At 72.2% G+C, this 24,985-nt stretch carries 20 protein-coding genes; 7 read left to right on the forward strand and 13 right to left on the reverse strand.

The annotated features are described in order from the left end of the window. Positions 1–81: 81 nt before the first annotated feature. Together OG432_RS25630 and OG432_RS25635 are read left to right on the forward strand one after the other, a co-directional pair. Entirely contained in the window at positions 82–1,530 is a 1,449-nt protein-coding gene (locus OG432_RS25630; RefSeq protein WP_328313314.1) for a regulator, read from the forward strand. A gap of 80 nt (positions 1,531–1,610) precedes the next feature. Beyond that, positions 1,611–2,261, forward strand: a complete 651-nt coding sequence (locus tag OG432_RS25635) for a hypothetical protein (RefSeq protein WP_328313315.1) — start codon at positions 1,611–1,613, stop codon at positions 2,259–2,261. Between the two features lie 72 nt (positions 2,262–2,333). Here the strand turns inward: OG432_RS25635 and OG432_RS25640 are convergent, their stop codons facing one another. Both OG432_RS25640 and OG432_RS25645 read right to left on the reverse strand, forming a co-directional pair. After that, positions 2,334–3,650: an NAD(P)/FAD-dependent oxidoreductase gene (locus tag OG432_RS25640; RefSeq protein WP_328313316.1), complete on the reverse strand. Its 1,317-nt coding sequence runs from the start codon at positions 3,648–3,650 to the stop codon at positions 2,334–2,336. A gap of 574 nt (positions 3,651–4,224) precedes the next feature. Then, positions 4,225–5,121, reverse strand: coding sequence for a TIGR01777 family oxidoreductase (locus tag OG432_RS25645; protein WP_328313317.1), 897 nt, complete (start codon positions 5,119–5,121; stop codon positions 4,225–4,227). 36 nt (positions 5,122–5,157) lie between these two features. Between OG432_RS25645 and OG432_RS25650 the strand changes: the two genes are divergently transcribed. Together OG432_RS25650 and OG432_RS25655 are read left to right on the forward strand one after the other, a co-directional pair. Next, positions 5,158–5,685, forward strand: coding sequence for a GNAT family N-acetyltransferase (locus OG432_RS25650; RefSeq protein WP_328313318.1), 528 nt, complete (start codon positions 5,158–5,160; stop codon positions 5,683–5,685). 65 nt (positions 5,686–5,750) lie between these two features. Then, positions 5,751–7,016 carry an amidohydrolase gene (locus tag OG432_RS25655; protein ID WP_328313319.1) on the forward strand — a complete coding sequence of 422 codons (1,266 nt, stop codon included), beginning with the start codon at positions 5,751–5,753 and terminating at the stop codon, positions 7,014–7,016. Positions 7,017–7,026: 10 nt separating this feature from the next. Here OG432_RS25655 and OG432_RS25660 read toward each other — a convergent pair whose 3' ends face one another. Beyond that, positions 7,027–7,677 carry a TetR/AcrR family transcriptional regulator gene (locus OG432_RS25660; RefSeq protein WP_328313320.1) on the reverse strand — a complete coding sequence of 217 codons (651 nt, stop codon included), beginning with the start codon at positions 7,675–7,677 and terminating at the stop codon, positions 7,027–7,029. Positions 7,678–7,838: 161 nt separating this feature from the next. Here OG432_RS25660 and OG432_RS25665 point away from each other — a divergent pair, with 161 nt between their 5' ends. Continuing rightward, a complete protein-coding gene (locus OG432_RS25665; protein WP_328313321.1) occupies positions 7,839–8,642 on the forward strand; it encodes an SDR family NAD(P)-dependent oxidoreductase in 804 nt (267 codons plus the stop codon). Between the two features lie 30 nt (positions 8,643–8,672). Here OG432_RS25665 and OG432_RS25670 read toward each other — a convergent pair whose 3' ends face one another. Together OG432_RS25670 and OG432_RS25675 are read right to left on the reverse strand one after the other, a co-directional pair. Then, the gene (locus tag OG432_RS25670) at positions 8,673–9,194 is read right to left on the reverse strand and encodes a DUF4240 domain-containing protein (RefSeq protein WP_328315237.1); all 522 of its coding nucleotides are present in this window, start codon (positions 9,192–9,194) and stop codon (positions 8,673–8,675) included. Positions 9,195–9,324: 130 nt separating this feature from the next. After that, positions 9,325–10,197 carry a GntR family transcriptional regulator gene (locus OG432_RS25675; protein WP_328313322.1) on the reverse strand — a complete coding sequence of 291 codons (873 nt, stop codon included), beginning with the start codon at positions 10,195–10,197 and terminating at the stop codon, positions 9,325–9,327. A gap of 259 nt (positions 10,198–10,456) precedes the next feature. Here OG432_RS25675 and OG432_RS25680 point away from each other — a divergent pair, with 259 nt between their 5' ends. After that, the gene (locus OG432_RS25680; RefSeq protein ID WP_328313323.1) at positions 10,457–10,684 is read left to right on the forward strand and encodes a hypothetical protein; all 228 of its coding nucleotides are present in this window, start codon (positions 10,457–10,459) and stop codon (positions 10,682–10,684) included. Positions 10,685–10,773: 89 nt separating this feature from the next. Here the strand turns inward: OG432_RS25680 and OG432_RS25685 are convergent, their stop codons facing one another. From OG432_RS25685 to OG432_RS25720, 8 genes are all read right to left on the reverse strand, one after another. Next, a complete protein-coding gene (locus OG432_RS25685) occupies positions 10,774–11,685 on the reverse strand; it encodes a FadR/GntR family transcriptional regulator (protein WP_328313324.1) in 912 nt (303 codons plus the stop codon). Positions 11,686–11,751: 66 nt separating this feature from the next. Next, entirely contained in the window at positions 11,752–12,762 is a 1,011-nt protein-coding gene (locus OG432_RS25690; RefSeq protein ID WP_328313325.1) for a helix-turn-helix transcriptional regulator, read from the reverse strand. 197 nt (positions 12,763–12,959) lie between these two features. Beyond that, on the reverse strand, positions 12,960–13,730 hold the full coding sequence (locus OG432_RS25695; RefSeq protein WP_328313326.1) for a VOC family protein: 771 nt from the start codon (positions 13,728–13,730) through the stop codon (positions 12,960–12,962). Between the two features lie 99 nt (positions 13,731–13,829). Further along, on the reverse strand, positions 13,830–16,526 hold the full coding sequence (aceE, locus tag OG432_RS25700) for a pyruvate dehydrogenase (acetyl-transferring), homodimeric type (protein ID WP_328313327.1): 2,697 nt from the start codon (positions 16,524–16,526) through the stop codon (positions 13,830–13,832). 238 nt (positions 16,527–16,764) lie between these two features. After that, positions 16,765–17,391 (reverse strand): GntR family transcriptional regulator, encoded by a 627-nt coding sequence (locus tag OG432_RS25705; protein ID WP_328313328.1) that lies wholly within the window; start codon positions 17,389–17,391, stop codon positions 16,765–16,767. 128 nt (positions 17,392–17,519) lie between these two features. Continuing rightward, the gene (sucB, locus tag OG432_RS25710) at positions 17,520–19,331 is read right to left on the reverse strand and encodes a 2-oxoglutarate dehydrogenase, E2 component, dihydrolipoamide succinyltransferase (protein WP_328313329.1); all 1,812 of its coding nucleotides are present in this window, start codon (positions 19,329–19,331) and stop codon (positions 17,520–17,522) included. Positions 19,332–19,386: 55 nt separating this feature from the next. Further along, positions 19,387–20,775: a dihydrolipoyl dehydrogenase gene (gene lpdA, locus OG432_RS25715; RefSeq protein WP_328313330.1), complete on the reverse strand. Its 1,389-nt coding sequence runs from the start codon at positions 20,773–20,775 to the stop codon at positions 19,387–19,389. A gap of 332 nt (positions 20,776–21,107) precedes the next feature. Then, entirely contained in the window at positions 21,108–22,628 is a 1,521-nt protein-coding gene (locus OG432_RS25720; protein ID WP_328313331.1) for a leucyl aminopeptidase, read from the reverse strand. A 331-nt stretch (positions 22,629–22,959) separates the two neighbouring features. Here OG432_RS25720 and OG432_RS25725 point away from each other — a divergent pair, with 331 nt between their 5' ends. Then, positions 22,960–24,984: a hypothetical protein gene (locus tag OG432_RS25725; RefSeq protein WP_328313332.1), complete on the forward strand. Its 2,025-nt coding sequence runs from the start codon at positions 22,960–22,962 to the stop codon at positions 24,982–24,984. Position 24,985 lies beyond the last annotated feature (1 nt).

Consider the following 24,985-nt stretch of genomic DNA (forward strand, 5'->3'; position numbering starts at 1 on the left):
CCGGCCGTATTGACCGCTAAATTCTCGCCGTTCCATGAGGGCTGCACGCTTTGGCCCGGAAGGCAGGAGAACGCAGAGCTGATGACGGAACGACCCTCGCAGCGCACCCCCAACCGCCAGCTCGCCGCACTCATCGCAGAAGCCGGGTTCTCCAATGCCGGGCTCGCCCGACGCGTTGACCAGCTCGGACTTGAGCACGGCCTGGACCTGCGCTACGACAAGACCTCGGTCACGCGGTGGCTGCGCGGCCAGCAACCGCGCGGCACCACACCCGCGCTGATCGCCGAGGTGTTCACCCGGCGGCTCGGCCGCCGGCTCTCCGCCCAGGACCTCGGGCTCGACGCCTGCGCGCCGGTGTACGCGGGCCTGGAGTTCGCGGCGACGCCGGAGGAGGCCGTCGACATCGTCAGCGGGCTCTGGCGCAAGGACTCGGGCAGCCACGCCGAACTCCGCAAGATCGCCTTCACCCCGGCAGGCCTGGTGGTCCCGAGCAGGGACTGGCTCATCGGGCGGGCCGACGACCGGGTGGGACGAGGCGAACCGAACCCCTCGGCGGGCGTGACCCGCATCCCGGTCCAGGGGCGCCCCTCCGTACCCCGCCAGCGGACCACCGACAGAGGCCCGGGACAGCGCGTGACCAGCGGGGACATCGCGGCGCTCCGCTCCGTCGGCGAACTGTTCCGCACGCTCGACCACGCCTATGGCGGCGGCCACGCGCGCCAGGCCCTGGTGCGCTATCTGGAACACGAGGCCGAGCCGATGCTGCGCGGCACCTACGGCGAGAACGTGGGGCGGCGCCTGTTCGCGGCCGCCGCGGACCTGACGAGACTGGCCGGCTGGACCTCGTACGACATCGCCGCACACGGGCTCGCCCAGCGGTACTTCGTGCAGGCGCTGCGGCTCTCGCAGGCCGCGGGCGACCGGGCGTACGGCAGTTACGTCCTGGTCACCATGAGCCGTCAGGCCGTCTACCTCGGGCACGGCCGCGAGGCGGTCCAGCTGGCCCGGGTCGCCCAGCAGGGCGTGGGAGCCGCGGCGCCGCCCGTCGTGCAGTCCCTCCTCAACGCCGTGGAGGCACGCGGGCACGGCGTGCTCGGCGAGGTCCGGGCGTGCACCGCCTCGCTCGTGCGGGCCGAGCGGGCCTTGGAAAGCGCCCGGCCCGGCGACGACGTGCCGCACTGGGGGCGCTTCTTCGACGAGGCGCAGCTCGCCGACGAGTTCGGCCACTGCCACCGCGACCTCCAGCAGTACCGCGCCTGCGCCCAGCACGCGGAGCGCTCCCTGCAGCTGCGCGCCCCCGGCTACGCCCGCTCGCGCCTGTTCAGCCGGATCGTGCTGGCCACGGCCCGGCTCGGCCTCGGCGAACTCGACCAGGCGTGCGCCCTCGGCGCGGAGGCGGCCCAGCAGGCCAGCGAGATGCGGTCGGCCCGAGCGGTCGAGTACGTACGCGACTTCGAGCGCCGCCTGGAGCCGTACCGCGACGCCGCCGCCGTCCGCACCTACCGGGACCGGGTGGCCGCGTTGGGGTGAGTCGGGGTGAGTCGGGGTGGGGCGAGGGGGAGGCCGGCCGGGACACGGTGACTGTCAGTGGGCGCCGCTAGCGTCTTCGTATGGGTATCACCTCGGCCTGGTCCATCACCGCCCACGACGACGCCTTCGTCGCGTCCCTGGCCCCCTGGCTGCTCCCGTTGATCGCAGCGGACCGGGACGCGCCGGGGGCGCGTGCGCGCTGGGAGCGCTGGCAGCGCGAGCCGCTGCCGGACTTCCGTACCTGGTGGGAGCCCTTCGGCTCGTCGGGCGGAGCGGAGGCGGACGCGCTGGACTCCTTCCATCAACTGACCCTGGCCGGTGACCATGTGCAGAAGCTGTACGACGGTCTCGGGCAGGGGCAGGGGGACACCTTCTCCCTGTTCACGGACGTGTGGGACCGGGTGGAGGGGGAGGAGGACATCTTCCTCTCGGTCCAGAGCAAGGAGTTCGCGCTCCGGGCCTTCCTCCACGCGACGGGCCCCCGGCGGGCGGGCCTGCTGCCCGGCTGGTGCGGCTGCTTCCTGCTCACCTCGGGTCAGGTGCGCGCGACGCTGCCCGCGGTCGAGCGCGCCCTTGGCTTCACCCCGCGCGAGCGCGCCGAAGCCGATGACCAGGACTGGCTGTTCTACGGCGACGGCGAGGAGAGCGTGCTGGACGGGCCACTGCGGATGTGGCGGCAGGCCGCGGCGGACGGCCGCGGCCTGTGCGGGGCGTCCGTGATCATCTACTGAGGCGTGGCGTCCACCGGGGCGGGCGCCACGGGTCGGCTCCGGGCTCGGGCCGCGTTGCTCCGGCCGCGTTGCTCAGGCCACGTTGCGCATCACCTCCGCCGTCGCCTGCCACGGGCGGACGCCCAGGTCGGAGAGGATCGCCTCGGCCGCGCGCCGGCCCGAGTACAGGGCGCCCTGCACGGTGCTGGTGTCGCGGTGGTCACCGCAGACGTACAGGCCGGCGAGCAGCCGGACCGGTCGGCGCAGATCGTGCGGGGCGGGCATCGAAGGAACGGCCTGGGGCGTGTGGTGGAGGGCGAGCAGCTCCCAGTCCGACGTGGACGTGGCGTACAGGGACGCCAGTTGGCGGCGTACGGCACGCTCCACGTCGTCGGGCGGGGTGCCGAGCACGGCCGAGGTGATCAGCGCCCGGCCGTGCGGGGCCCGGCTCGGGTCGACCTCGCTCATCACCGAGGTGTACGCGACGGGGCCGCTGCGGTCCGCGTCCAGGAGCAGCGCGGGGTCGGCGAGCGGGGAGCGGGGCGCGGTGTGGTGCAGCACGGTCAGCGGGTGGAAGGCGGGGATCCTGAGCCCCGGCAGGAGCTCGGCGGCGGCGGGCGCGTCGGTGGCCAGGAGGACGGAACGGCAGCCGAACACGCCGTGGTCGGCGGTGGTGACCGAGGTCGTGGCGACCGACGTCACCTTCACATCCGTACGTACCGTGCCGGGCGGCAGGGCGGCGGCGAGCAGCTCCGGCAGGGTGGCCGCGCCACCGGCCGGCACGCACAGCCGGCCGCGGGCGAAGCCGCGCAGCGCGAGGTCGGCGCAGCGGCTCGACGTGGTCAGGTCCGGGTCGCAGAGCAGGGCCGAGAGCAGGGGGCGTACGAATCCGTCGAGGGTGCGGGCGGGCAGGCCGCGGTCCAACAGGGCCTGTCCAATGGGGAGTTCGGGACGGGTGGCGATGCGCTCCAGGGAGGTGGCGGCCAGCTTGGCGAGCGCCTTGCCGAGCCGGGCCTGGTCCAGTGCGCCGCCGAGCGGGGTGACGGTGCCGCGGGGGGCGCTCGCTCGGGCGCGCGCCGCGGCCAGTGCGCCCCTGGCGCTCCCGGTGGCCCCCGCCCGGTAGTGCCGGCCCTCGCTGTGCACGAGGACGCCCGGCGAGAAGGGGCGCAGCGGCAGCTGTTCGAGGCCGGGGGTGCGGGTCAGTTCCGGGTACGACGTCGAAAGGAGCTGTCCGATCCGGTCGAGCCGGAACCCGTCGACCGAGCGGGTCGACATGCGGCCGCCCACGCGGGGGGCCGCCTCCAGGACGCTGACCGTGACTCCCGCGCCGGTCAGCCGATGAGCGGCTGACAGGCCCGCGAGCCCGGCTCCCACGATGAGTACGTCCGCATGGTGTGCGGTGCTGAGCACGTGGTCCTCCCCGAGGTAGGCGCGGTAGGTGGAGGCCTCATGCCCCCAACTGGCCCACGGAATGCCGGAGTTCGAGGAGAGAGTAGGGATGTTCTGCGGGGTGGCCCCGCGCGCAGGGGGGTGGACGTTGGGGCACGACGGGCGCACGGCTTCCCTCCGGGGGAGGTGGGCGTGGACATCCCGGGTGCCTCCCTCCCGGGGGGAGGTGGGTATGTACATCCCGGTGCCCGCGCAGTTCCCCGCGCCCCTGAAAACCCCGGTCCGCTTTCGGGCGCGGGCCCGTGCGTGGCTGGTCGCGCAGTTCCCCGCGCCCCCCAAACCCCCTTTCGTCTGCGGATCGTGCCCGCTTCTCGCGCAGTTCTTCGCGCCCCTAAAACCCGCTGTCGTCTGCGGATCGTGCCCGCTTCTCGCGCAGTTCCTCGCGCCCCTTAGGTATCCGGTGCCGGCCCGCATGGGCATCCTCAGCCCGTCATGGGGGTCCCCCCTGGCCCTTAAGGCCTTGGGGGAGTTTGAGGACGAGCGCCCTTCAGGCGCGAACCGGGGTCTGGGGCGGAGCCCCAGGGGAGCCGTGCGCTCAACGTGCCGCGCGGACCGCCGTCTCCACGTCGGGGAAGGCGAAGCCGAACCCCGCCGAGAGGAGCCGCGCCGGCACGACCCGCTGGCCGGCCAGCACATCCCCCGCCGCCTCGCCCAGAGCGACCCGCAGCGCCGCCGCCGGCACCGGCAGAAGTGCCGGGCGCCGCAGCACCCGGGACATCGCCGCCGTCACCTCCTGGTTCGTGACCGGCTCCGGCGCCGTCAGGTTCACCGGACCGGAAAGGGACTCCGTGTCCAGCAGGAACCGCAGCGCCGCCACCTCGTCGTGCAGCGCGATGAACGACCAGTACTGGCGCCCGCTGCCGAGCCGCCCGCCGAGCCCCGCCCGGAACAGCGGGATCAGCTTCGCCCACGCTCCCCCCTCGCGGGACACCACGAGACCCGTACGGGCGAACACGGTGCGGATGCCCGCCTCCTGGGCCGGGGCCGCGGCCTCCTCCCACTCCACGCACACCGAGGGGAGGAAACCGTCGCCCGGCGGCGCCGACTCGTCCACCACCCGTTCGCCCGTGTCGCCGTAGTAGCCGATCGCCGACCCGCTCACCAGCACCTTCGGCGGGACGTCGAGGGAGGCCAGCGCCTCGGCGAGCGCGGCCGTGCCGAGCACCCTGCTGTCCCGGATCTCCTTCTTGTACGCGGCGGTCCAGCGGTGCGAAGCCACCCCCGCCCCGGCCAGATGCACCACCGCCCCGCACCCGGCGAGGCCCGCCGTGTCCACGTACTGGCGCGCCGGGTCCCACGCGACCTCGTCGGGCGCCTCCGCCCCGCGCCGCACGAGGCGCAGCACCTCGTGGCCGTCCGCCCGCAGCGAGCGCACCAGCTCCGTACCGATCAGTCCTGTCGAACCCGTCACCGCGATCTTCATGGAACCCATCCTCGCCTCGTCCGCCGCACGTGGCACAGTGGCGGCATGGACGAGTCGTACCCCGAACCCCGTACTTCTCCGCCTCCGCTCATACGGGCCGCACGGCGGTCCGACGGTGACCGGCTCGCCGTGCTCACCCGTGAGGCGTGGTCACCGCTGCACGCCGTGGGGCCGCGGCCGGATCCGCCGTTCGAGCCCTTCTTCGACGATCTGCACCTGCCGTCGCACTTCCTCGTCGCCGAGCTGGACGGCGAGGTGGCGGGGTTCATCCGGCTGGTGCCGGCCACCTCGCTCGCCACCAACCGCCATGTGCGGCAGATCCAGGGGCTCGAAATCGCCGAGTCCGCGCGCCGCCGCGGCGTGGGCCGCGCCCTGTTGCGCGGCGCGTACGAGGCGGCCCGCCGCCAGGGCGCCACCCGGATCACGCTGCACGTCCTCGGCCACAACACGCCGGCCCGGTCGCTGTACGAGGCGGAGGGGTTCGCCGTCGAGGGCGTCCTGCCGGGAGAGTTCCTCATCGAGGGCGCGTACGTGGACGACGTCCTCATGGGCCGGTCCCTCACCGACGGCTGACACCTCCACCGCACCTCCCACCACATCTCGCACCGCACCCCCGAGACGAGAGCAGGGCAGGCACCGTGTCCCCTTCCACCCCCTCCGCCCAGGCCGCGGCCGGCACCGCCCGCACCGTCCTGCGCGGGCTCGACGCGATCCACGCCGACCTCGCCGGCCTGTACCGCGATCTGCACGCCCACCCCGAGCTGTCCTTCGCCGAGCACCGCACCGCCGCCGAAGTCGCCCGCAGGGCACGGGAGTACGGGTGTGAGGTGACCACGGGCGTCGGGCGCACCGGGGTCGTCGCCGTCCTGAGGAACGGGTCGGGCCCCACCGTGCTGCTGCGGGCCGACTTCGACGCGCTTCCGGTGACCGAGCGGACCGGGCTCGGCCACGCCTCCACCGTCGAGGGCGTCATGCACGCCTGCGGGCACGACATGCACACCACCTGTCTGCTCGGCACGCTCAAGCTGCTCGCCGACGCCCGCGCGCTGTGGAGCGGCACCGTCCTCGGGGTCTTCCAGCCCGCCGAGGAGATCGGCCGTGGCGCGCGGGCCATGCTCGACGACGGGCTCTACGAGCGGTTCGGCACGCCCGACGTCGTACTGGGCCAGCACGTGGGACCGTTCCCGGCCGGGATGGTCGGCGCGCACGCGGGCCCCGCCTTCGCCGGCGCGGATTCGCTCAGGGTCGTCCTGTACGGCAAGGGCGCGCACGGATCGCGGCCCGAGGCGTCCGTCGATCCGGTGGTGATGGCCGCCTCCACCGTGCTGCGGCTCCAGACGATCGTCTCGCGCGAGCTCCCGGCCAGTGAGACGGCGGTCGTCACCGTCGGCGCCCTGAACGCGGGGACCAAGGACAACATCATCCCGGACGAGGCCGAGCTGAAGCTCAACATCCGCACGTACAAGCAGGACGTACGCGAGAAGGTGCTCGCCGCCGTCGGGCGGATCGTGCGCGGCGAGGCGGCCGTCGCCGGGGCCGGGCGCGAACCCGACATCGAGACGGTCGACTCCTTCCCGGTGCTGGTCAACGACGACGACGCGGTGGCACGCACCATGGCCGCCGTCGGCGCGGTCGTCGGCGACGACCGGGTGTTCGACCCGGGCGCCGTGACGGGCAGCGAGGACGTCGGTCTGTTCGGCGAAGACGCCCAGGTCCCGCTCTGCTACTGGCTGTTCGGGGGAGCGGACCCCGAGGCGTTCGGCGCCGCGTTCGCCGCCGGCACCCTCGACAGGGACATCCCCTCCAATCACTCGCCCTTCTTCGCACCGGTGGTCGACCCCACGCTGACCACCGGCGTCACCGCCCTCACCACGGCGGCGCTGGCCTGGCTCGACGTCCGGTAAGCGCGGGGGGTCAGTGGCCCAACAGGCGCATGCCGCCGGTGAGTTCGCGCAGGCAGCGGACCGCGAGCTCGGCGGGGGAGCCGGGGCCCGAGGCCGGGGCGTCGGTGGCGGCCCACGCTTCGAGGGCCACCCGGATCGCGTCGGTGGCAGCGGCCGCGGCCAGGCGCACCTCAAGGGCGTCCGCCCCCGGGCCCACGAGGCGGGCGAGCACGGGCAGCAGCCGCTCCTCGGAGTCCTGGTTGACCCGGTACCAGACCGCGCGCAGGGCCGCGTCGTGCTCGGCCGCGCGCAGCAGCCCCCTGGTCCAGCGCAGCTGCTCCGCGGCGTGCGCGTCGGGCACCGCGAGGGCCTCGCGGACGGCGGCCTCCAGGGTCTTGGAGAGGGGGCCCGGCTCGGCGGCTTCGAGCAGCGCCCGCCAGCGTTCGGCGCCGCCCGAAAGGAGCGGGGCGACCGCGTCCTGCTTGGAGCGGAAGTAGCGGTAGAAGGTGCGCAGGGCGACCCCGGCGTGCCGGGCGATGGCCTCGGCGGTGGTGCCGTCGGGCCCGTGCTCGGCGAAGAGCGCGGCCGCGGCGCGGGCGATGTCGAGCTGGGTCGCGGCCTTGCGGCGCTCGGTCAGGGACGGCTTGGGCGGCGGGGCGGGCTGCGCGGCGGGCTGGATCACTGCGCAAGCGTACGCCCGCACCCTCCCCGTATGCGCGAATTGACGTCATGGCAAAACGTGCCATTCAGGCGTACGGTGGTTGCCGTTGCTCCCTGAACCCACCGGCCCGGCCCTCCCCCTCCCTGGACCCGCCGGCCCGATCTCAAGAAAGCTGGACCGCGATGAGCGTGCACACCGTCACCGACCGCTACGAAGGACGCCGGGCGCTGGTCACCGGTGGCGGCTCCGGCATCGGGCAGGCCACCGTGCTGCGCCTGCTGGCGGAGGGCGGCCACGTCGTCGCCGCGGACGTCAGCGAGGCCGGCCTGAAGGACACCGCGGACCGGGCGGGCGCCGGCATCGGACGGCTGACCACGCTCGTCGTCGACATAGCCGACGAGGCCTCGGTGCGCGAGGGCGTCGCCGCCGCGGTCTCCGCGCTCGGCGGCCTCGACGTGCTCGTCAACGCGGCCGGCATCCTGCGCTCCTGGCACACCCACGAGACGAGCCTGGCCGACTTCAACCGGGTCGTCGCGGTCAATCTGACCGGCACCTTCCTGATGATCCGCGAGGCGATCCCGGCGCTGCTCGAAGGCAACGGCGCGGCCGTCGTCAACTTCAGCTCGACCTCGGCGGTGTTCGCCCACCCGTACATGGCCGCGTACGCGGCCAGCAAGGGCGGCATCCAGTCGATGACGCACGCGCTCGCCGCCGAGTACGCGAAGCAGGGCATCCGGTTCACCGCGGTGCAGCCCGGCTCGATCTCCTCCGGCATGACCGACGGGAGCGGTGCCTCCCGCTCCAGCGTGGGCCCCGGCCTGCCCGCCGACGCCGACATGTCGCTCTTCACGAAGCTCGCCCCGGCCATCGGAGCGGGCTTCGCGGGACCGGAGACGGTGGCCTCGGTGGTCGCGATGCTCGCCAGCGACGACGGCCGCTTCATCACCGGCACCGAGGTCCGTGTCGACGGCGGCACGCACTTCTGAGCCCGGACCCCGTTCCGGCCGCAGGCCGGCTCAGGCCGTGCCGAACCGCTCCCACAGGCGGGGGTAGCGGTCCGCGAGCGCCGACTCGTCCTCGAAGTCCAGCGGAGTGCCCTCCGGCTCCTCGGGCTGGGGCGGGATGCCGAGGTCGGGCGCCACGACGCCGGTGAGCTGCTCGTACGCCTCGTCCGCCGCGTAGCCCAGCTCCTCGCCGTCGCCGTCGACCTCGTCGTCGAACTCGCCGAGGAGGCCGGCGAGGGCGTCGGGGTCGTGCACCGCGCCCTCGAAGACCTCGCGGCCCTGGCCGATGAGCCAGCAGCGGAAGTAGTCGAAGGCGTCGTCGCTCGCGCCGCCGAGCAGCACGGCGGCGGCGCCCCACAGGTCCCAGCGGTACGCGCGGTTGTAGCGCGCCTCGAAGTGCCGTGCGAAGTCGAGCACGGAGTCGGGGTCCAGCTGCAGCAGCCGGTCCACGAGCAGGTCGGCCTGTTCCTCGGGGTCGCCGTCGGCGGCCTCGCGGGTACGGTCGACGATCTCCCAGAACTCCGTCTCGTCCATCACGGAACCAGCATCGTGGGTAGGGGGTTGCGGCGCACGCGGAGCGGCGCTTTTCGTCCGGTTGCCGCCGATCGCCACCCCTGGCACAACTGTTGCCATCGGGCCCGGTGGCCCGTCGTGGCGGGGCCCGTCACTCGTCGAGCGGGCGCAGTGGCGTGGCGACCGTTTCCCAGCGCGAGTCGAACCAGGCCTGCACCTGCTGGAACTCCGCGCGCTCCAGGGAGCGTGCCCCGCCCCCTTCCGCCGTGGCCGGGAACAGGGTGTCGCTGTGCAGTTCGAGGACCTCTATCGAGGCGGCGTCGACCAGGATGCGGGTCGTGCGCAGGACGTAGTAGCCGGTCAGCATCTGGGTGCCGTTGATGAGGTAGCGCTTCTCGCCCGGCACCGTGGGCAGGCTGCGGATCTCCACGGACACCGAGCCCACCGTGCCCTCCTCGGCCAGCTGGGTGAGCGAGTGGTGCAGCGCCTCCGCGTACATCCGGATGACGCGGCGCAGCCTGCGCAGGGGGCGCAGGTCCTGCGGGTCGTCGACGTGGCGCGGATAGGGGTGGTGGGTCTCCAGGTCCGGGACCAGCACGCGCACCCGCACCGAACGCGGGGCGGCGCGGTCGCCGAGCCTGATGAGTTCGGCCTGCTGCTGGACGGCCCGGGAGAGCTCCTCGGTGTGCAGCGACCAGACGTCGAGCGAGACGTGGGGCGCCTCGAAGGCGCGGGAGATGTAATGGCCCAATGGCCGTCCGATGGCAGCCTGCCGGGCCACCCGGGCGCCCCGCCCCGACACCCCCGCCTCCAGGAGCTGCTCCTCGCGCAGCAGTTGCAGCGCCTTCTGTACGGTGCCGCGACCGCAGCGAAAACGCCGCATGAGCTGCTCCTGTTTGGGCAGCGCCTCACCGGGCGCCGGGACGCCGTTCTGGATGTCCTGGCGCAGCGCGTCGGCCACGAGGCGGTAGCGGGGGGTCTCCCCGGCGTCGTCCCGGTCCGCCCCCGAGGTGTGGGTCGTCACCCGGAGAGGCTACAACTCGCGTTCAGGACAGGACAGATGGCTGCGCGAAGCGGTCAACTTCGCTGCTTGACCCGTTGGTTGACCGCGCTGATCGCACAACTCGCCATTGGCATAGTCGTGTTGCTCAATATGCAGTCGGTTGGCCATAGATGGCAGCCATTCACGACGGGTAGGAGGAGGGAACACAATCGCCGGCCGATGAGGACACCGATCGTCCGTGTGTCCGGTCCGCGGCGGCGACTTCCCAAGGAGGTGTTCCATGGGCCTGGAGACGCGTGTGCGGATCGTCCTCGAACTGCTGTCGAACGCGGGCGTGGTGTCCCTGTTCGGCCCGTCGGGCCTGCTGGTGCTGGCCCTCGGGGTGCTGCTCACGAAGGGCGGCGGCGCGGAGCCCCGGGAGCCGGGGCCGGTTCCGGCCGGGCCGCGCACCAACCTGGTGTGCGTGGCCGCCGTGCTCGTGGTGCTCCTGCTGATCGCCGCGGTGTGAGCCGCCGGAGGGGCCCGGGGTGCCGGGCGGGGCCCAGCCGCCGGGCCGGGCCGAGCCGCCGGGCGGGGCGGGCGCGGCCCCGGGCGGGCTCAGTCCCCGTTCGGATCCAGGGGGCGGGCGATCGTGTTCCACAGCGAGTCGAACCACTGCTGGGTCTGCTCGACATAGCCGCGGGTCACATGGTCGTCGTCGACCACGGTGTGCCGGAAGAGCATGCCTTCGACGCCGAGCAGGTCGTAGATCTCGATCGGGCTCCGGTCGAGGTCCACCGTGCGCTCCGTCACCTGGTAGTGGCCGGCCAGGACCTCGCGGCCGTTGAGGATGTACACCTTCTGCGTCGGGGTGATCGACACCTTGCGCGCCTCGACGCTCACCTCGGGGACCAGGTCGCGGACCTTGAGCATGCGCAGCGAATGGCGCAGTGAGCCGTAGATGTGGTTGCTGGTGATCCGCAGCCGTTCGCGCGGCCGGAGATTGCCCAGGTCGCCGACGACCTGGGGGAGGGCCAGCGGGGCCTCGGCGTCCGGCAGCAGGATGCGCACCGCGACCCTGCGCGGGCCCGATCCCTCGGCCTGCACGGCGACGAGGGGGCCCGCGAGCGCGGAGGCGAGCGTCTCGCCATTGAGGCAGTACGCGTCGATGGTGACCTCGTCCTCACGGAAGCACTGCGCCACCCGTTCCCCCAGGAAGACCCCGGCGGGGCGGGGCGAGTGCCGGCGCGGACCCGGAACCCCGCGCCGGGGCGCGGGCGCCGCGGTCGGGCGGGCGACCATCGGCGGTGTGCCCTGCTGAGCCCGCCTGATCAGGCCTTCCCGCTCCAGGAGCTCGACGGCGCCACGGACCGCGCCCCGCGGCACGGCGAACCGCTCGCCGAGCTCCGCCTGGGTCGGCAGCCGCTCCCCGACCCGCAGCTCGCCCCCGGCGATCAGGGCGCGCAGGCCGTCGGCGACCACATCCCGCGGACGACGCCGTCCCTCGGTCGAAGCGCTGTTACCAGGCACGGCCCCAGCGTACAACGAGCTGCCAATGAGGGCGAGTTGTCCGCAGCAACCTGCCAATGCGGCACCCTACTCGTACAGTTCGCGCAGAGCGCGCGCGTTCCGCGCGAACCGTGCGCGGAGTTCGGGCGGCTCCAGCACCTCCAACTCGGCTCCGAGTCCCAGAAGTTGACCGAAGGCGACGTCCTGCGACTCGACGGGAAGGGTGAGGGTGAGCCAGCCGTTCACGTCCGGGGCGCCGGTCTGCTCCAGGGCTTCGCGCACCGCACCGTGGTCGGCGACGGCGTACGGCAGCCGTGCGGCGCCCGCGGGTGAGACCCGTACCCGGACGGTCTCGCGGAGCACCGAGCGCGCGAACTCCTGAGCCCGCTCCGCCCAGAACCGGGGCAGGTCGAACGCCGGGTCCCGTACGAAGCGGTCCTCGCCGGCGGCGACCGCCGTGAACCGGTCGAGCCGGTACACGCGGAAGCCGGCCCGCTCCCCGGGGTCCGCGGGGACACCCGGCCGCCCGGTGGCGGCCCGCGCGCACAGGTACCAGACGCCGGCCTTCAGAATCAGGCCGTACGGTTCGAGGTCGCGCTCCACCTCGGGGCGGTCGGGCCGCCGGTAGCCGACCCGCACCCGCCGGTCGTCCCACACCGCCTCGGCGACGGCGGGCAGCAGCTCGGGCGCCTCGGGCTCCTGCCACCAGCCGGGGGCGTCGAGATGGAAGCGCTGGGCGGCGGCGGACGGGGCATCCCTGAGGGAGGGGAGCAGCGCCGCCGACACCTTCAGGCGGGCGGCCGACGCGGCGTCCTCAAGTCCCATCTCCCGCAGAGCGCCCGGTACTCCGGACAGGAAGAGAACCTCGGCCTCGGAACGGGCCAGGCCCGTCAGGCGGGTGCGGTAACCGCCGACGAGACGGTAGCCGCCCGCCCGTCCCCGATCGGCGTGGACCGGCACTCCCGCCTCGGCCAGGGCCTGCGCGTCCCGGGTGACCGTCCGCTCCGAAACCTCCAGCTCGCGGCCCAGCTCGGCGGCGGTCATGACGGGCCGCGCCTGAAGCAGAAGCACCATCTTGATGAGGCGGGCGGCACGCATGTGCCCCATGATGCCGCCCCGGCCCGCTCCAGCCCCCTGGGCGGGGTGGCGTACCCGCACGAGAGCCGTCGTTGTCGCGTGCGGGTCGTCCCGGGCCGGTCGCGCAGTTCCCCGCGCCCCTTTGTGGCGGCGCGGTGCCGCACAGGGGCGCCCCGCGCCTCCGAGCGGCACGGGGCGGAGCCCGGGTGGAGCAGTGGCTACTCGGTCACCGCGATGACCGAGAACACCCCGCCCTGCGGGTCCCGCAGCAGTGCGAAGCGGCCCGGCGGGATCGAGGTGGGGGGAACGTGGACCTCGCCGCCCAGCTCACGCGCCCGCCGGGCCGTCGCGTCGCAGTCCTCGACCTGGACGTACACCATCCAGTGCGACGGCACCTCCGGCGGGAAGTCCGAGCCCATCCGCATCATGCCGCTGAAGCTCTCCCCGTCGAGCTTCCACTCTGTGTACGCGGAGGACGAGCCGTACGGGTTGGCTTCGCTGCCTTCCCAGCCGAAGACCGAGCGGTAGAACGTCTTCGCCCGGTCGTCGTCACGGGTGAGGAGTTCGAACCAGCACATGCCGCCCGGCCGGTCCACGACGCCGAAGCCCTTGTGTTCCTTGGGCTGCCAGACGGCGAACACCGCACCCCCTGGGTCGGCGAACACCGCGAGGCGGCCGGAGTCGAAGACGTCCATGGGGCCGGCCACGACGGAGCCGCCGTTGTCGGTCACCGTCGCCGCCGTCGCGTCGGCCGACTCGACCTGGAAGTACACCTGCCACGCCACCCGCTGCCCGGCCGCCATGAGGGGCCCGTACCCGCCGACGTACTGATCACCGAGCAGCCACATCCCGTACCCGCCGGCCTCCTCCATCGGCGCGTCCGCGCCCTGCCAGCCGAAGAGGCCCCCGTAGAAGGCCTTGGCGGCGGAGATGTCGGTCGTCGACAGGTCGGCCCAGGCCGGCGCCGAGGTGCTGTTGTAGATCTTCATGCGGTGCTCCCGGAGTCGTGCCGCCCCCGGTCGACCATTCACGCACGCGTGCCCCGCCCCGGCAATCGGGACGGGGCACGCGTGCGTGACGCCGGCGGCCTACAGGCCGTAGCGCTCGCGCGCTTCCTTCACGGCCGTGACCGGGACCTCGCCGCGCCGGGCGAGCTGGGCCAGCGCCGCGACGACGATCGACCGCGCGTCGACGCCGAAGTGGCGACGGGCCGCCTCACGGGTGTCGGACAGGCCGAAGCCGTCCGCACCGAGCGAGGACCAGTCCTGCTCGACCCACTGCGCGATCTGGTCCGGGACCTGGCGCATGTAGTCGGACACCGCGAGGACGGGGGAGTCCACGCCCTCAAGTGCCGTGCGGATGAAGGGAGTCCGCTCCTCGCCGCGCAGCAGGGCAGCGTCGGCTTCCAGCGCGTCGCGGCGCAGCTCGGTCCAGGAGGTGGCGGACCACACGTCGGCGGCCACGCCCCACTCCTCGGCGAGCAGCTTCTGTGCTTCGAGCGTCCAGTGGATCGCCGTGCCGGAGCCCAGGAGCTGGATGCGCGAGGCGTTCGCCGGGACCGTGTGGCCCGCGGACTCCGCCGTGTTGAAGCGGTACAGGCCCTTGACGATGCCCTCGTCGATGCCCGCGGGCTTCGCGGGCTGCGGCATCGGCTCGTTGTACACCGTCAGGTAGTAGAAGACGTCCCGGTCCTCGCCCGGGGCCGCGTCGCCGTACATCCGGCGCAGACCGTCCTTGACGATGGCCGCGACCTCGTAGGCGAAGGCCGGGTCGTAGGACATCGCGGCCGGGTTGGTCGCCGCGATCACCGGGGAGTGGCCGTCGGCGTGCTGGAGGCCCTCACCGGTCAGGGTCGTACGACCCGCGGTGGCGCCCACCAGGAAGCCGCGGCCCAGCTGGTCGCCGAGCTGCCACATCTGGTCGGCCGTGCGCTGCCAGCCGAACATCGAGTAGAAGATGTAGAACGGGATCATCGCTTCGCCGTGCGTGGAGTACGACGACGCGGCGGCGATGAAGTCGGCCATCGAGCCGGCCTCGGTGATGCCCTCGTTGAGGATCTGGCCGTCCTTGGCCTCGCGGTAGTACATCAGCTGGTCGCGGTCGACCGGCTCGTACGTCTGGCCCTTGGGCGAGTAGATGCCGAGCGAGGGGAACAGCGACTCCATGCCGAAGGTGCGGGCCTCGTCCGGGACGATCGGGACCCAGCGCTTGCCGGTCGTCTTGTCGCGGATCAGGTCCTTCATCAGCCGCACGAACGCCATGGTGGTGGCCATGGACTGGCTGCCGGAGCCCTTGTCGAAGGCCGCGAACGACTTGTCGGCCGGGGCCGGCAGCGCCTCGATCGCGTGGCTGCGGCGGGCCGGGGCCGGGCCGCCGAGCGCGGCGCGGCGCTCCTGGAGGTAGCGGACCTCGGGCGATTCGGCGCCGGGGTGGCCGTAGGGGACCACGCCGTCGACGAACTGGGCGTCCGAGATGGGCAGTTCAAGAAGGTCACGCATGTTCTTGAACTCGTCGTTGGTGAGCTTCTTCATCTGGTGGTTCGCGTTCTTGGACGCGAAGCCGTCGCCGAGGGTGAAGCCCTTGACCGTCTGGGCCAGGATGACGGTGGGCGCGCCCTTGTGGGACAGGGCGGCCTTGTAGGCGGCGTACACCTTGCGCGGCTCGTGGCCACCGCGCGAGAGGTGGAAGCACTCAAGGATCTTGTCGTCCGAGAGCAGCTTCGCCATCTCGACGAGCGCCGGGTCCTTGCCGAAGAAGTCCTCGCGTATGTAGGCCGCGTCGCGCGTCTGGTACGTCTGCACCTGGGCGTCGGGGACCTCGCGCAGGCGGCGGACGAGCGCGCCGGTGGTGTCGAGCTGGAAGAGCTCGTCCCAGGCGCCGCCCCACAGCGACTTCACGACGTTCCAGCCGGCGCCGCGGAACTGGGCCTCCAGCTCCTGCACGATCTTGAAGTTGGCGCGGACCGGGCCGTCGAGGCGCTGCAGGTTGCAGTTGATGACGAAGGTCAGGTTGTCGAGGCCTTCGCGGGCGGCGAGCGCGAGGGCCGCCGTCGACTCGGGCTCGTCCATCTCGCCGTCACCGAGGAACGCCCACACGTGGGAGTTGGAGACGTCCTTGATGTTCCGGTTGGTGAGGTACCGGTTGAAGCGCGCCTGGTAGATCGCGGAGAGCGGGCCCAGCCCCATGGAGACGGTCGGGAACTCCCACAGCCAGGGCAGGCGGCGCGGGTGCGGGTAGGAGGGCAGGCCGTCGCCGGCCGACTCCTGGCGGAACTTGTCGAGGTGCGCCTCGGTGAGGCGGCCGTCGAGGAAGGCGCGGGCGTAGATGCCGGGCGAGGCGTGGCCCTGGATGTAGAGCTGGTCGCCGGATCCGTCGCCCTCCTTCCCGCGGAAGAAGTGGTTGAAGCCGGTCTCGTACAGCCAGGCCGCGGACGCGAAGGTCGCGATGTGGCCGCCGACGCCGTACTTCGAGCCACGGGTCACCATGGCCGCCGCGTTCCAGCGGTTCCATGCGGTGATCCGGCGCTCCATCTCCTCGTCGCCGTCGATGACGGGCTCCGAGGAGGAGGGAATGGTGTTGACGTAGTCCGTCTCCAGCAGCTTCGGCAGGGCGAGGCCCGCGCCTTCGGCATGCTGGAGCGTGCGGCGCATCAGATACGCGGCCCTATGCGGGCCGGCGGCCTTGGCGACGGCATCGAGGGAGGCCGCCCATTCGGCGGTCTCCTCGGTGTCACGGTCCGGGAGCTGGTCGAGCTCACTCGGAAACTTGGCTACGGGGTCGATCACGATCGCCGCCTTCCGGACAGGAGGGGGGTGGAGAAAAAGGGGGCCTTTGTCTGGCAGGACGGGGCCTCGGACCGGTGAGTCCGCCGTTGACTGTAAGCCGACGATCGATGATCGATCAAAGTGTTGAGCCCAAAAACTTCTTCGAATCGGGAAAGTCGGCACAGGGTGCCGCTAAATCGGGCACCGCGTGCCTAGTTTTTGAAGGGCTCGCGCCGCTCCACGGCCCGCGGGCGGCCGGTCAGGCGCTCCGCGGCGCGCACCCCAGCACATGGGCCTTCACCATCAGTCCGATGGCCGGATCCCGCCGCCGGAACGCCGCGACGAGGTCTTCGTGCTCCTCCGCGTACGACTTCTGTACGGTGCCGAGCCAGCGGATCGAGAGTGCGGTGAACACCTCGATGCCGAGGCCTTCCCATGTGTGCAACAGCACACTGTTGTCGGCCGCCCGCACCAGCTCCCGGTGGAAGCCGACCGTGTGCCGCACCTGGGCGGTGCCGTCGGCCGCCCGGTCCGCCTCGTACAGGGCCGCCACGTGCGGTTCGAGGGCCGAGCAGTCCTCCGCCAGACGCCCGGCCGCCAGCTCGGCCGCGATCTGTTCGAGGCCGGCCCGCACCGGGTAGCTCTCCTCCAGGTCGGCCGCGCTCAGATTCCGTACCCGTACGCCCTTGTTGGGCGCCGACTCGATCAGGCGCAGGCTCTCCAGCTCCCGCAGGGCCTCGCGCACCGGCGTCTGGCTGACCTGCAGCTCCACCGCGATGCGCCGCTCCACGATCCGCTCACCGGGCTTCCAGCGCCCGCTGACGATCCCCTCCACGATGTGCTCGCGGATCTGCTCGCGCAGCGAGTGGACGACGGGCACGGTCATGAGGGCTCCTTAAGGCGAGCGGCGACTCCCAAACAATACGGCCGCGTCCCCGCCCGGAAGAGTCCGGGCGGGGACGCGGCCGCTGGTGAGACGAGTGTTACAGCCGTCCCACGGTGCCTTGGAGAGCCTTACAGGCCGAGCTCGACCTCGAACTCGCCGGCCTCCAGGATCGCCTTGACGGTCGTCAGGTAGCGGGCGGCGTCCGCGCCGTCCACCAGACGGTGGTCGTAGGAGAGCGCCAGGTACGTCATGTCACGGACGCCGATGACGGTGCCCTCGGCGGTCTCGATGACCGCCGGACGCTTGACCGTGGCACCGATGCCCAGGATGGCGACCTGGTTCGGCGGCACGATGACGGTGTCGAACAGCGCACCGCGCGAGCCGGTGTTGCTGATCGTGAACGTCGCGCCCGACAGCTCGTCCGGGGTGATCTTGTTGCCGCGGACCTTGCCGGCCAGCTCGGCCGTGGCCTTGGAGATGCCGGCCAGGTTGAGGTCGCCCGCACCCTTGATGACCGGGGTCATCAGGCCCTTCTCGGAGTCCACGGCGATGCCGATGTTCTCCGAGTCGAAGTAGGTGATGGTGCCCTCGTCCTCGTTGATCCGGGCGTTGACGACCGGGTGGGCCTTCAGCGCCTGGGCCGCCGCCTTCACGAAGAACGGCATCGGGGACAGCTTGACGCCCTCACGGGCGGCAAAGGCGTCCTTCGCCTGGTTGCGCAGCTTCATCAGCTTCGTGATGTCGACCTCGACGACCGTGGTCAGCTGGGCCTGCGAGTGCAGCGCCTTCATCATGTTGTCGCCGATGACCTTGCGCATGCGGGTCATCTTGACCGTCTGACCGCGCAGCGGGGACGCCTCGACGGACGGGGCGGCCTTCTTCGCGGCAGGGGCGGCGGCGGCCGGAGCGGGAGCCTTGGCGGCCTCCGCGGCGGCGATGACGTCCTGCTTGCGGATGCGACCGCCGACGCCGGTGCCCTTGACCGCGCCCAGGTCCACACCGGACTCGGAGGCGAGCTTGCGGACCAGCGGCGTGACGTACGCGCCGTCGTCACCGGAGGTGGCGGCGGGGGCGGCAGCCGGAGCCTGAGCGGCCGGGGCGGGCGCCGGGGCCGGAGCCGGAGCGGCGGCCGGAGCCTGGGGCGCCGGGGCCGGGGCCGGTGCCGGGGCGGCGGGGGCGGCCGGGGCCGGAGCGGCGGCCGGTGCGGGCGCCGGCGCTGCGGCCGGTGCCGGAGCGGGGGCGGCCGCGGGGGCCGGGGCGGCCGGAGCCTGAGCGGCGGCGGGAGCCGCGCCCGGGGCGCCGATGACGGCGAGCTTGGCGCCGACCTCGGCGGTCTCGTCCTCACCGACGACGATCTCCAGCAGCACACCGGCGACCGGGGCGGGGATCTCGGTGTCGACCTTGTCGGTCGAGACCTCGAGGAGCGGCTCGTCCTCGGCCACCTCCTCGCCGACCTCCTTGAGCCAGCGGGTGACGGTGCCCTCGGTCACGCTCTCGCCGAGCGCGGGGAGGACGACGTCGGTGCCCTCGGCGGAGCCACCGCCGGAGGCGGCCTCGGCCGTGGGGGCCGGGGCGGGGGTCTCCGCCTCGGTGGACGGCGCGGCCTGCGGCGCGGGGGCCTCCTGGGCCGGAGCCTCCTGCGCGGGGGCCTCCTGCGCGGGGGCCTCCTGCGCCGGAGCGGACTCGGCCGCCGGGGCGCCCGAGCCGTCGTCGATGATGGCGAGCTCGGCGCCGACCTCGACGGTCTCGTCCTCGGCCACCTTGATGGAGGCCAGGATGCCGGAGGCGGGGGCGGGGATCTCGGTGTCGACCTTGTCGGTCGAGACCTCGAGCAGCGGCTCGTCGGCCTCGACGCGCTCGCCCTCGGCCTTCAGCCAGCGGGTGACGGTGCCCTCGGTGACGCTCTCGCCGAGCGCCGGAAGGGTTACGGAAACCGACATGGTTTCGGTTGCTCCTTACGAATTGCGGGAAGTGGTCGTCGCGCCCGAGGGGCTGTCAGTCGTGGGAGTGCAGCGGCTTGCCGGCCAGGGCCAGGTGGGCCTCGCCGAGCGCCTCGTTCTGCGTCGGGTGCGCGTGGATGAGCTGCGCGACCTCGGCCGGCAGAGCCTCCCAGTTGTAGATCAGCTGGGCTTCGCCGACCTGCTCGCCCATACGGTCACCGACCATGTGGACGCCGACCACGGCGCCGTCCTTGACCTGGACGAGCTTGATCTCGCCCGCGGTCTTGAGGATCTTGCTCTTGCCGTTGCCCGCGAGGTTGTACTTCAGGGCGACGACCTTGTCCGCACCGTAGATCTCCTTGGCCTTGGCCTCGGTGATGCCCACGGAGGCGACCTCGGGGTGGCAGTACGTCACCCGGGGCACGCCGTCGTAGTCGATCGGGACGGTCTTGAGGCCGGCCAGACGCTCCGCCACCAGGATGCCCTCGGCGAAGCCGACGTGCGCGAGCTGCAGCGTCGGGACCAGGTCGCCGACGGCCGAGATGGTGGGCACGTTGGTGCGCATGTACTCGTCGGCCAGGACGTAGCCGCGGTCCATCGCGACGCCCTGCTCCTCGTAACCGAGGCCCTGCGAGACCGGGCCGCGTCCGATGGCGACGAGGAGGACCTCGGCCTCGAACTCCTTGCCGTCGGCCAGCGTGACCTTCACACCGTTGGCCGTGTACTCGGCCTTCTGGAAGAAGGTGCCCAGGTTGAACTTGATGCCGCGCTTGCGGAACGCGCGCTCAAGGATCTTGGAGCTGTTCTCGTCCTCGACCGGCACGAGGTGCTTGAGGCCCTCGATGACGGTGACGTCGGTGCCGAAGGACTTCCACGCCGAGGCGAACTCGACGCCGATGACGCCGCCGCCCAGGATGATCGCGGACTGCGGGACGCGGTCCAGGGTCAGCGCGTGGTCCGAGGAGATGATGCGGTTGCCGTCGATCTCCAGGCCCGGCAGCGACTTCGGCACGGAGCCGGTCGCCAGCAGGACGTGGCGGCCCTGGATGCGCTGGCCGTTGACGTCCACCGAGGTCGGCGAGGACAGACGCCCCTCACCCTCGATGTAGGTCACCTTGCGGGAGGCGACCAGGCCCTGCAGTCCCTTGTACAGGCCCGAGATGACCTCGTCCTTGTACGCGTGGACCGCGTTGATGTCGATGCCCTCGAAGGTGGCCTTGACGCCGAACTGGCCGGCTTCCCGTGCCTGGTCGGCGATCTCGCCGGCGTGCAGCAGGGCCTTCGTGGGGATGCAGCCGTTGTGCAGGCAGGTGCCGCCGAGCTTGTTCTTCTCGATCAGTGCGACGTCCAGGCCCAGCTGCGCTCCGCGCAGGGCCGCGGCGTAGCCGCCACTGCCACCGCCGAGGATCACTAGGTCGAAAACGGTGCTGGCGTCGTTCGCCACGTCACGTCCTCCATGCATGTGCGCCGGGCGCGGTCGTCGATGACCGGCGGCGGCTGGTATTCGGCCGCTTGTCTTCGGCCCTGTGGTGGGGGCCCTGTCCTGCCGAGAACCCATCTTCGCACTTGTTGACGGATGGCGGGACGCGGGGCCGGGGTCTGAGACCGCTGATCGCCGGAGCCGGCGGTTCCAGGAGTGCCTGTGCCACCGCGCCGCGGCGTACGGATTTCATCAACAGCGAAATCCGGCCGAAGCCCGGCGGTACGGAGCGTGAACACGGGCGGCCCCGGCGCACCTGCCCGGAGCCGCCCTGTGTGCCGGCTGTGTGCGGTGGCTCAGCCGAGGTCGCCCGCGGCGGCACGCTCCGCGAGGCGGACCAGGGTGCGCACCGAGGAGCCGGTGCCGCCCTTGGGGGTGTAGCCGTGCGGGGCGCCCTCGTTGAAGGCGGGGCCCGCGATGTCGAGGTGGGCCCAGGTGATGCCCTCGCCCACGAACTCCTTCAGGAAGACGCCGGCCACCAGACCGCCGCCCATCCGCACGCCCATGTTGGCGATGTCGGCGGTGGAGGAGTCGATGGTCATGCGCAGGTTCGAGGGGAGCGGCATCGGCCAGGAGCGCTCGCCGGCCTCCTCCGCGATCTCGTGGATCGCGGTGCGGAAGGCGTCGTCATTGGCCATGATCCCGAAGGTGTGGTCGCCGAGGGCCACCATCATCGCGCCGGTCAGCGTGGCCACGTCGACGATCGCGTCCGGCGTCTCCTCGGAGGCCTTCCACAGGGCGTCGGCCAGGACGAGCCGGCCCTCGGCGTCGGTGTTGAGGACCTCGACGGTCTTGCCGCTGTACATGCGCAGCACGTCGCCGGGGCGGGTGGCGGAGCCCGACGGCATGTTCTCGGCGAGCGCGAGCCAGCCGGTGACGTTGGCTTCGATGCCCAGGCGGGCCGCGGTGACGACGGCGGCGAACACGGCGGCGGCGCCGGCCATGTCGCACTTCATCGTCTCGTTGTGGCCGGCCGGCTTGAGCGAGATGCCGCCCGAGTCGTAGGTGATGCCCTTGCCGACGAAGGCCAGGTGCTTGGCGTTCTTGGCGTGCGTGTACGAGATCTTCACCAGGCGCGGCGGGTTCTGCGAGCCCATGCCGACGCCGAGGATGCCGCCGTAGCCGCCCTTGTCCAGCGCCTTCTCGTCGAGCACCTGCACCTTGAGGCCGTGCTCCTTGCCGGCGGCGGAGACGACCGCGGCGAAGGCCTCGGGGGTCAGGTCGTTCGGCGGGGTGTTGACCAGGTCGCGGGCGCGGTTGATCTCCTCGGTCAGCGCGAGGGAGCGCTCGACGGCGGCCTTGTGGGCCTTGTCGCGCGGCTTGCCGCCGAGCAGGGTGACCTCGGCGAGCGGGCCCTTGGCGTCGGCGCCGCGATCCTGATAGGCGGTGAAGGCGTACGCGCCGAGCAGGGCGCCCTCGCCGATCGCCTCGATGTCCTCGGCGGCCTCGACGGGCAGCGCGAACGCGGCCTTCTTGATGCCGTGCAGGGCGCGGGCGGCGTTGCCCGCGGCGGTGCGCAGCACCTCGGCCGCGTACGCCTCGTCCTCGGCCGGGGCGGTGCCGAGGCCGACCGCGAGCACGAACGGCGCCTTGAGCCCGGAGGGCGACGCGGCCTTGGTCACCTCACCCTCGGCACCACTGGCGCCGAGGGTCTCCAGGACGGCGGCGAGCTTCCCGCCGAACGCCTTGTCCACGGCCTCGGCGCCGGGAGCGACGACCAGCCCAGCCTTGGGGCCCGCGGCCTTGGCGACGCCGATGACGAGGGCGTCGGCGCGCAGCGTCGCCGCACCGGCAGTGCTGAGAGTCAGAGCAGTCACGGTGGTGAGATCTCTCTTCCTTGAGAATCCTGTGGAGTGTTCGACCGTCGGGTGGGCCGGCCGAGGCCCGGTCCATCGTATTTGGGGCGGGTCGACCACCAGCCACGAGCCTACGCGCGGTGACGACGTTCGATAGCGGTGGCTGTAATTCACTCATCCGTGGTGTCTCTTTCACGTTTGGCCCACACACTCCGTGAGAGCTCCGTCACACTCACCTCGATCGGGCACTGGGGGCGTCGTGCCCCTTTGCATCATCACCACAGGTCCTTCATGCGCACTTCGCGTACGGGGGCTCTATGAGGGGGGACAAATGAAGGCGAAGGCCTTGAACATGGGCAGAACCAGGCTGGCGCTCACCGCGCTCATGGCTGCCGGACTTCTGACCACGGCCATCCCGGCCGCTAATGCGGCCGCCGCGATCGCGCCACGCGTCGATCTGAAGGTGCTCGTCCTCGACGACGGCGGAAGCGCGGTCGGGGCTCTGGTCGCCGAGCTGAAGAACACCGGAGTGCCCTACCAGACCGTCGCGTTGGGGGCGGCGGGACGGCCGACGATCAACGCGGCCTTCCTGAGCGACGCCGTGAGCGGGCGTCCGCGGGCGAAGTTCCAGGGCGTGGTCGCGCCCAACGAGATCCCGTTCGGCTCGGCCGCCTCGCCCGAGCAGACCGCTCTGGCCGCGTACGAGAAGACCTTCGGGATCCGCCAGATCGACGCGTACACCTGGGCCCACCCCGAGGTGGGGCTCGACTACACCGACCAGCCCGGCGGCTTCTCCGGCCCCCTGGACGGCGTCACGACCCAGGTCAGCGCGGCCGGCAAGGCGGGGCCGTTCGGCTACCTCGACGGTCCGCTGACCTTCGAGGACAACGACCCCGCGGTGCCGGAGAGTTACGGCTACGCGGCCCACCCCGAGGCCGGCTTCACCAGCTACCTCGACGCGCCGTCCGGCGGCTCCATGCTGGGGCAGTACGCCCACGACGGCCGCAACGAACTGGTCGTCACCTTCGCCTACAACCAGTACCAGGAGCAGTTCCAGGCGCTGTCCAAGGGCATGGTGGAGTGGCTCACCCAGGGCATCCACCTGGGCCAGAGCCGCAACTACTTCTCGGTCCACGTGGACGACGTGTTCGCGCCCGACTCCCGCTGGGACAGCGTCAACAACTGCACCCCGGGCGACCTCGACTGCCCCGAGGGCGGCGCCAGCAGCCCGGACATCCGCATGACGGCCGCCGACGCCCAGTACGCGGCCCAGTGGGAGGCCACCAACGGCTTCACGCTCGACCTGGTGTTCAACGGCGGCGCGGGCGAGGAGTGGAAGTCCGAGAACGGCGGCACCGACGCGCTCGCCACCCAACTCATCGCCGACAAGGCCAAGTTCCGCTGGGTGAACCACACCTACACCCACGAGTTCCTCGGCTGCGTGCAGGACACCACCGTCGTGCCGTGGGTGTGCAAGAAGAACGCCGACGGCTCCACCCAGTGGATGAGCCGGGCCGACATCTCGTCCCAGATCTCGCAGAACTACAACTGGGCCGTCCAGAAGGGCCTTCCGGTCGACAAGAGCGAGCTCGTCACCGGCGAGCACTCCGGCATGAAGGTCCTCCCGCAGCAGCCCGACGACAACCCGAACCTGGCGGGCGCCTTCGCCGACAACGGGATCAAGTGGGCCGGCAGCGACGCCTCGCGCGAGCCGGACCAGCGCGCGGTGGGGGCCGCGCTGACGGTGCCGAGGCACCCGATGAACGTGTACTACAACGCCGGCAAGGCCGCCGAGATGACCGACGAGTACAACTGGCTCTACACGTCGAGGGCCAACGGCGGAAGCGGCGTCTGCGAGGACAACCCGGCCTCCACCTGCATGCCGGCGCCCCTCGACACCGCCACCGGCTACCAGTCCTACATCGTGCCCCGCGAGGCGAAGACCGCGCTGTCGCACGTCCTGTGGAACGACCCGCGGCCGACCTACGTCCACCAGGCCAACCTGGCCGAGGAGCGCATCCTCTACCCGGTCCTCGACAAGATCCTCGGCGACTACAAGGCGCTGTACGCCGACAACGCGCCGGTCGTGAACCTGCGCGAGAAGGACGCCGGAACCGAGTTCTCCCGCAGGGCGTCCTGGGACAAGGCACTGGCGGCCGGCACGGTGACCGCCTACCGGATCGGTGACGCCGTCACCGTCCAGGCGCCCAAGGGCGTGGTCGCACCCATCACGGCGCCGGAGGGCACCCGTAAGCAGCTGTTCATCGGCACCAGCGCGTTCGGCACCGCCTACGCCGGGCTGCGGTCCGACTGGTCCTCGCCCGAGCTGCTCCAGACGGCGATCACGCTGAAGCTGCCGGCCGTACCGACCGTCTGAT

It is taken from the genome of Streptomyces sp. NBC_00442 (genome assembly GCF_036014195.1).
In the GTDB taxonomy this organism is placed as follows: Bacteria; Actinomycetota; Actinomycetes; order Streptomycetales; family Streptomycetaceae; genus Streptomyces.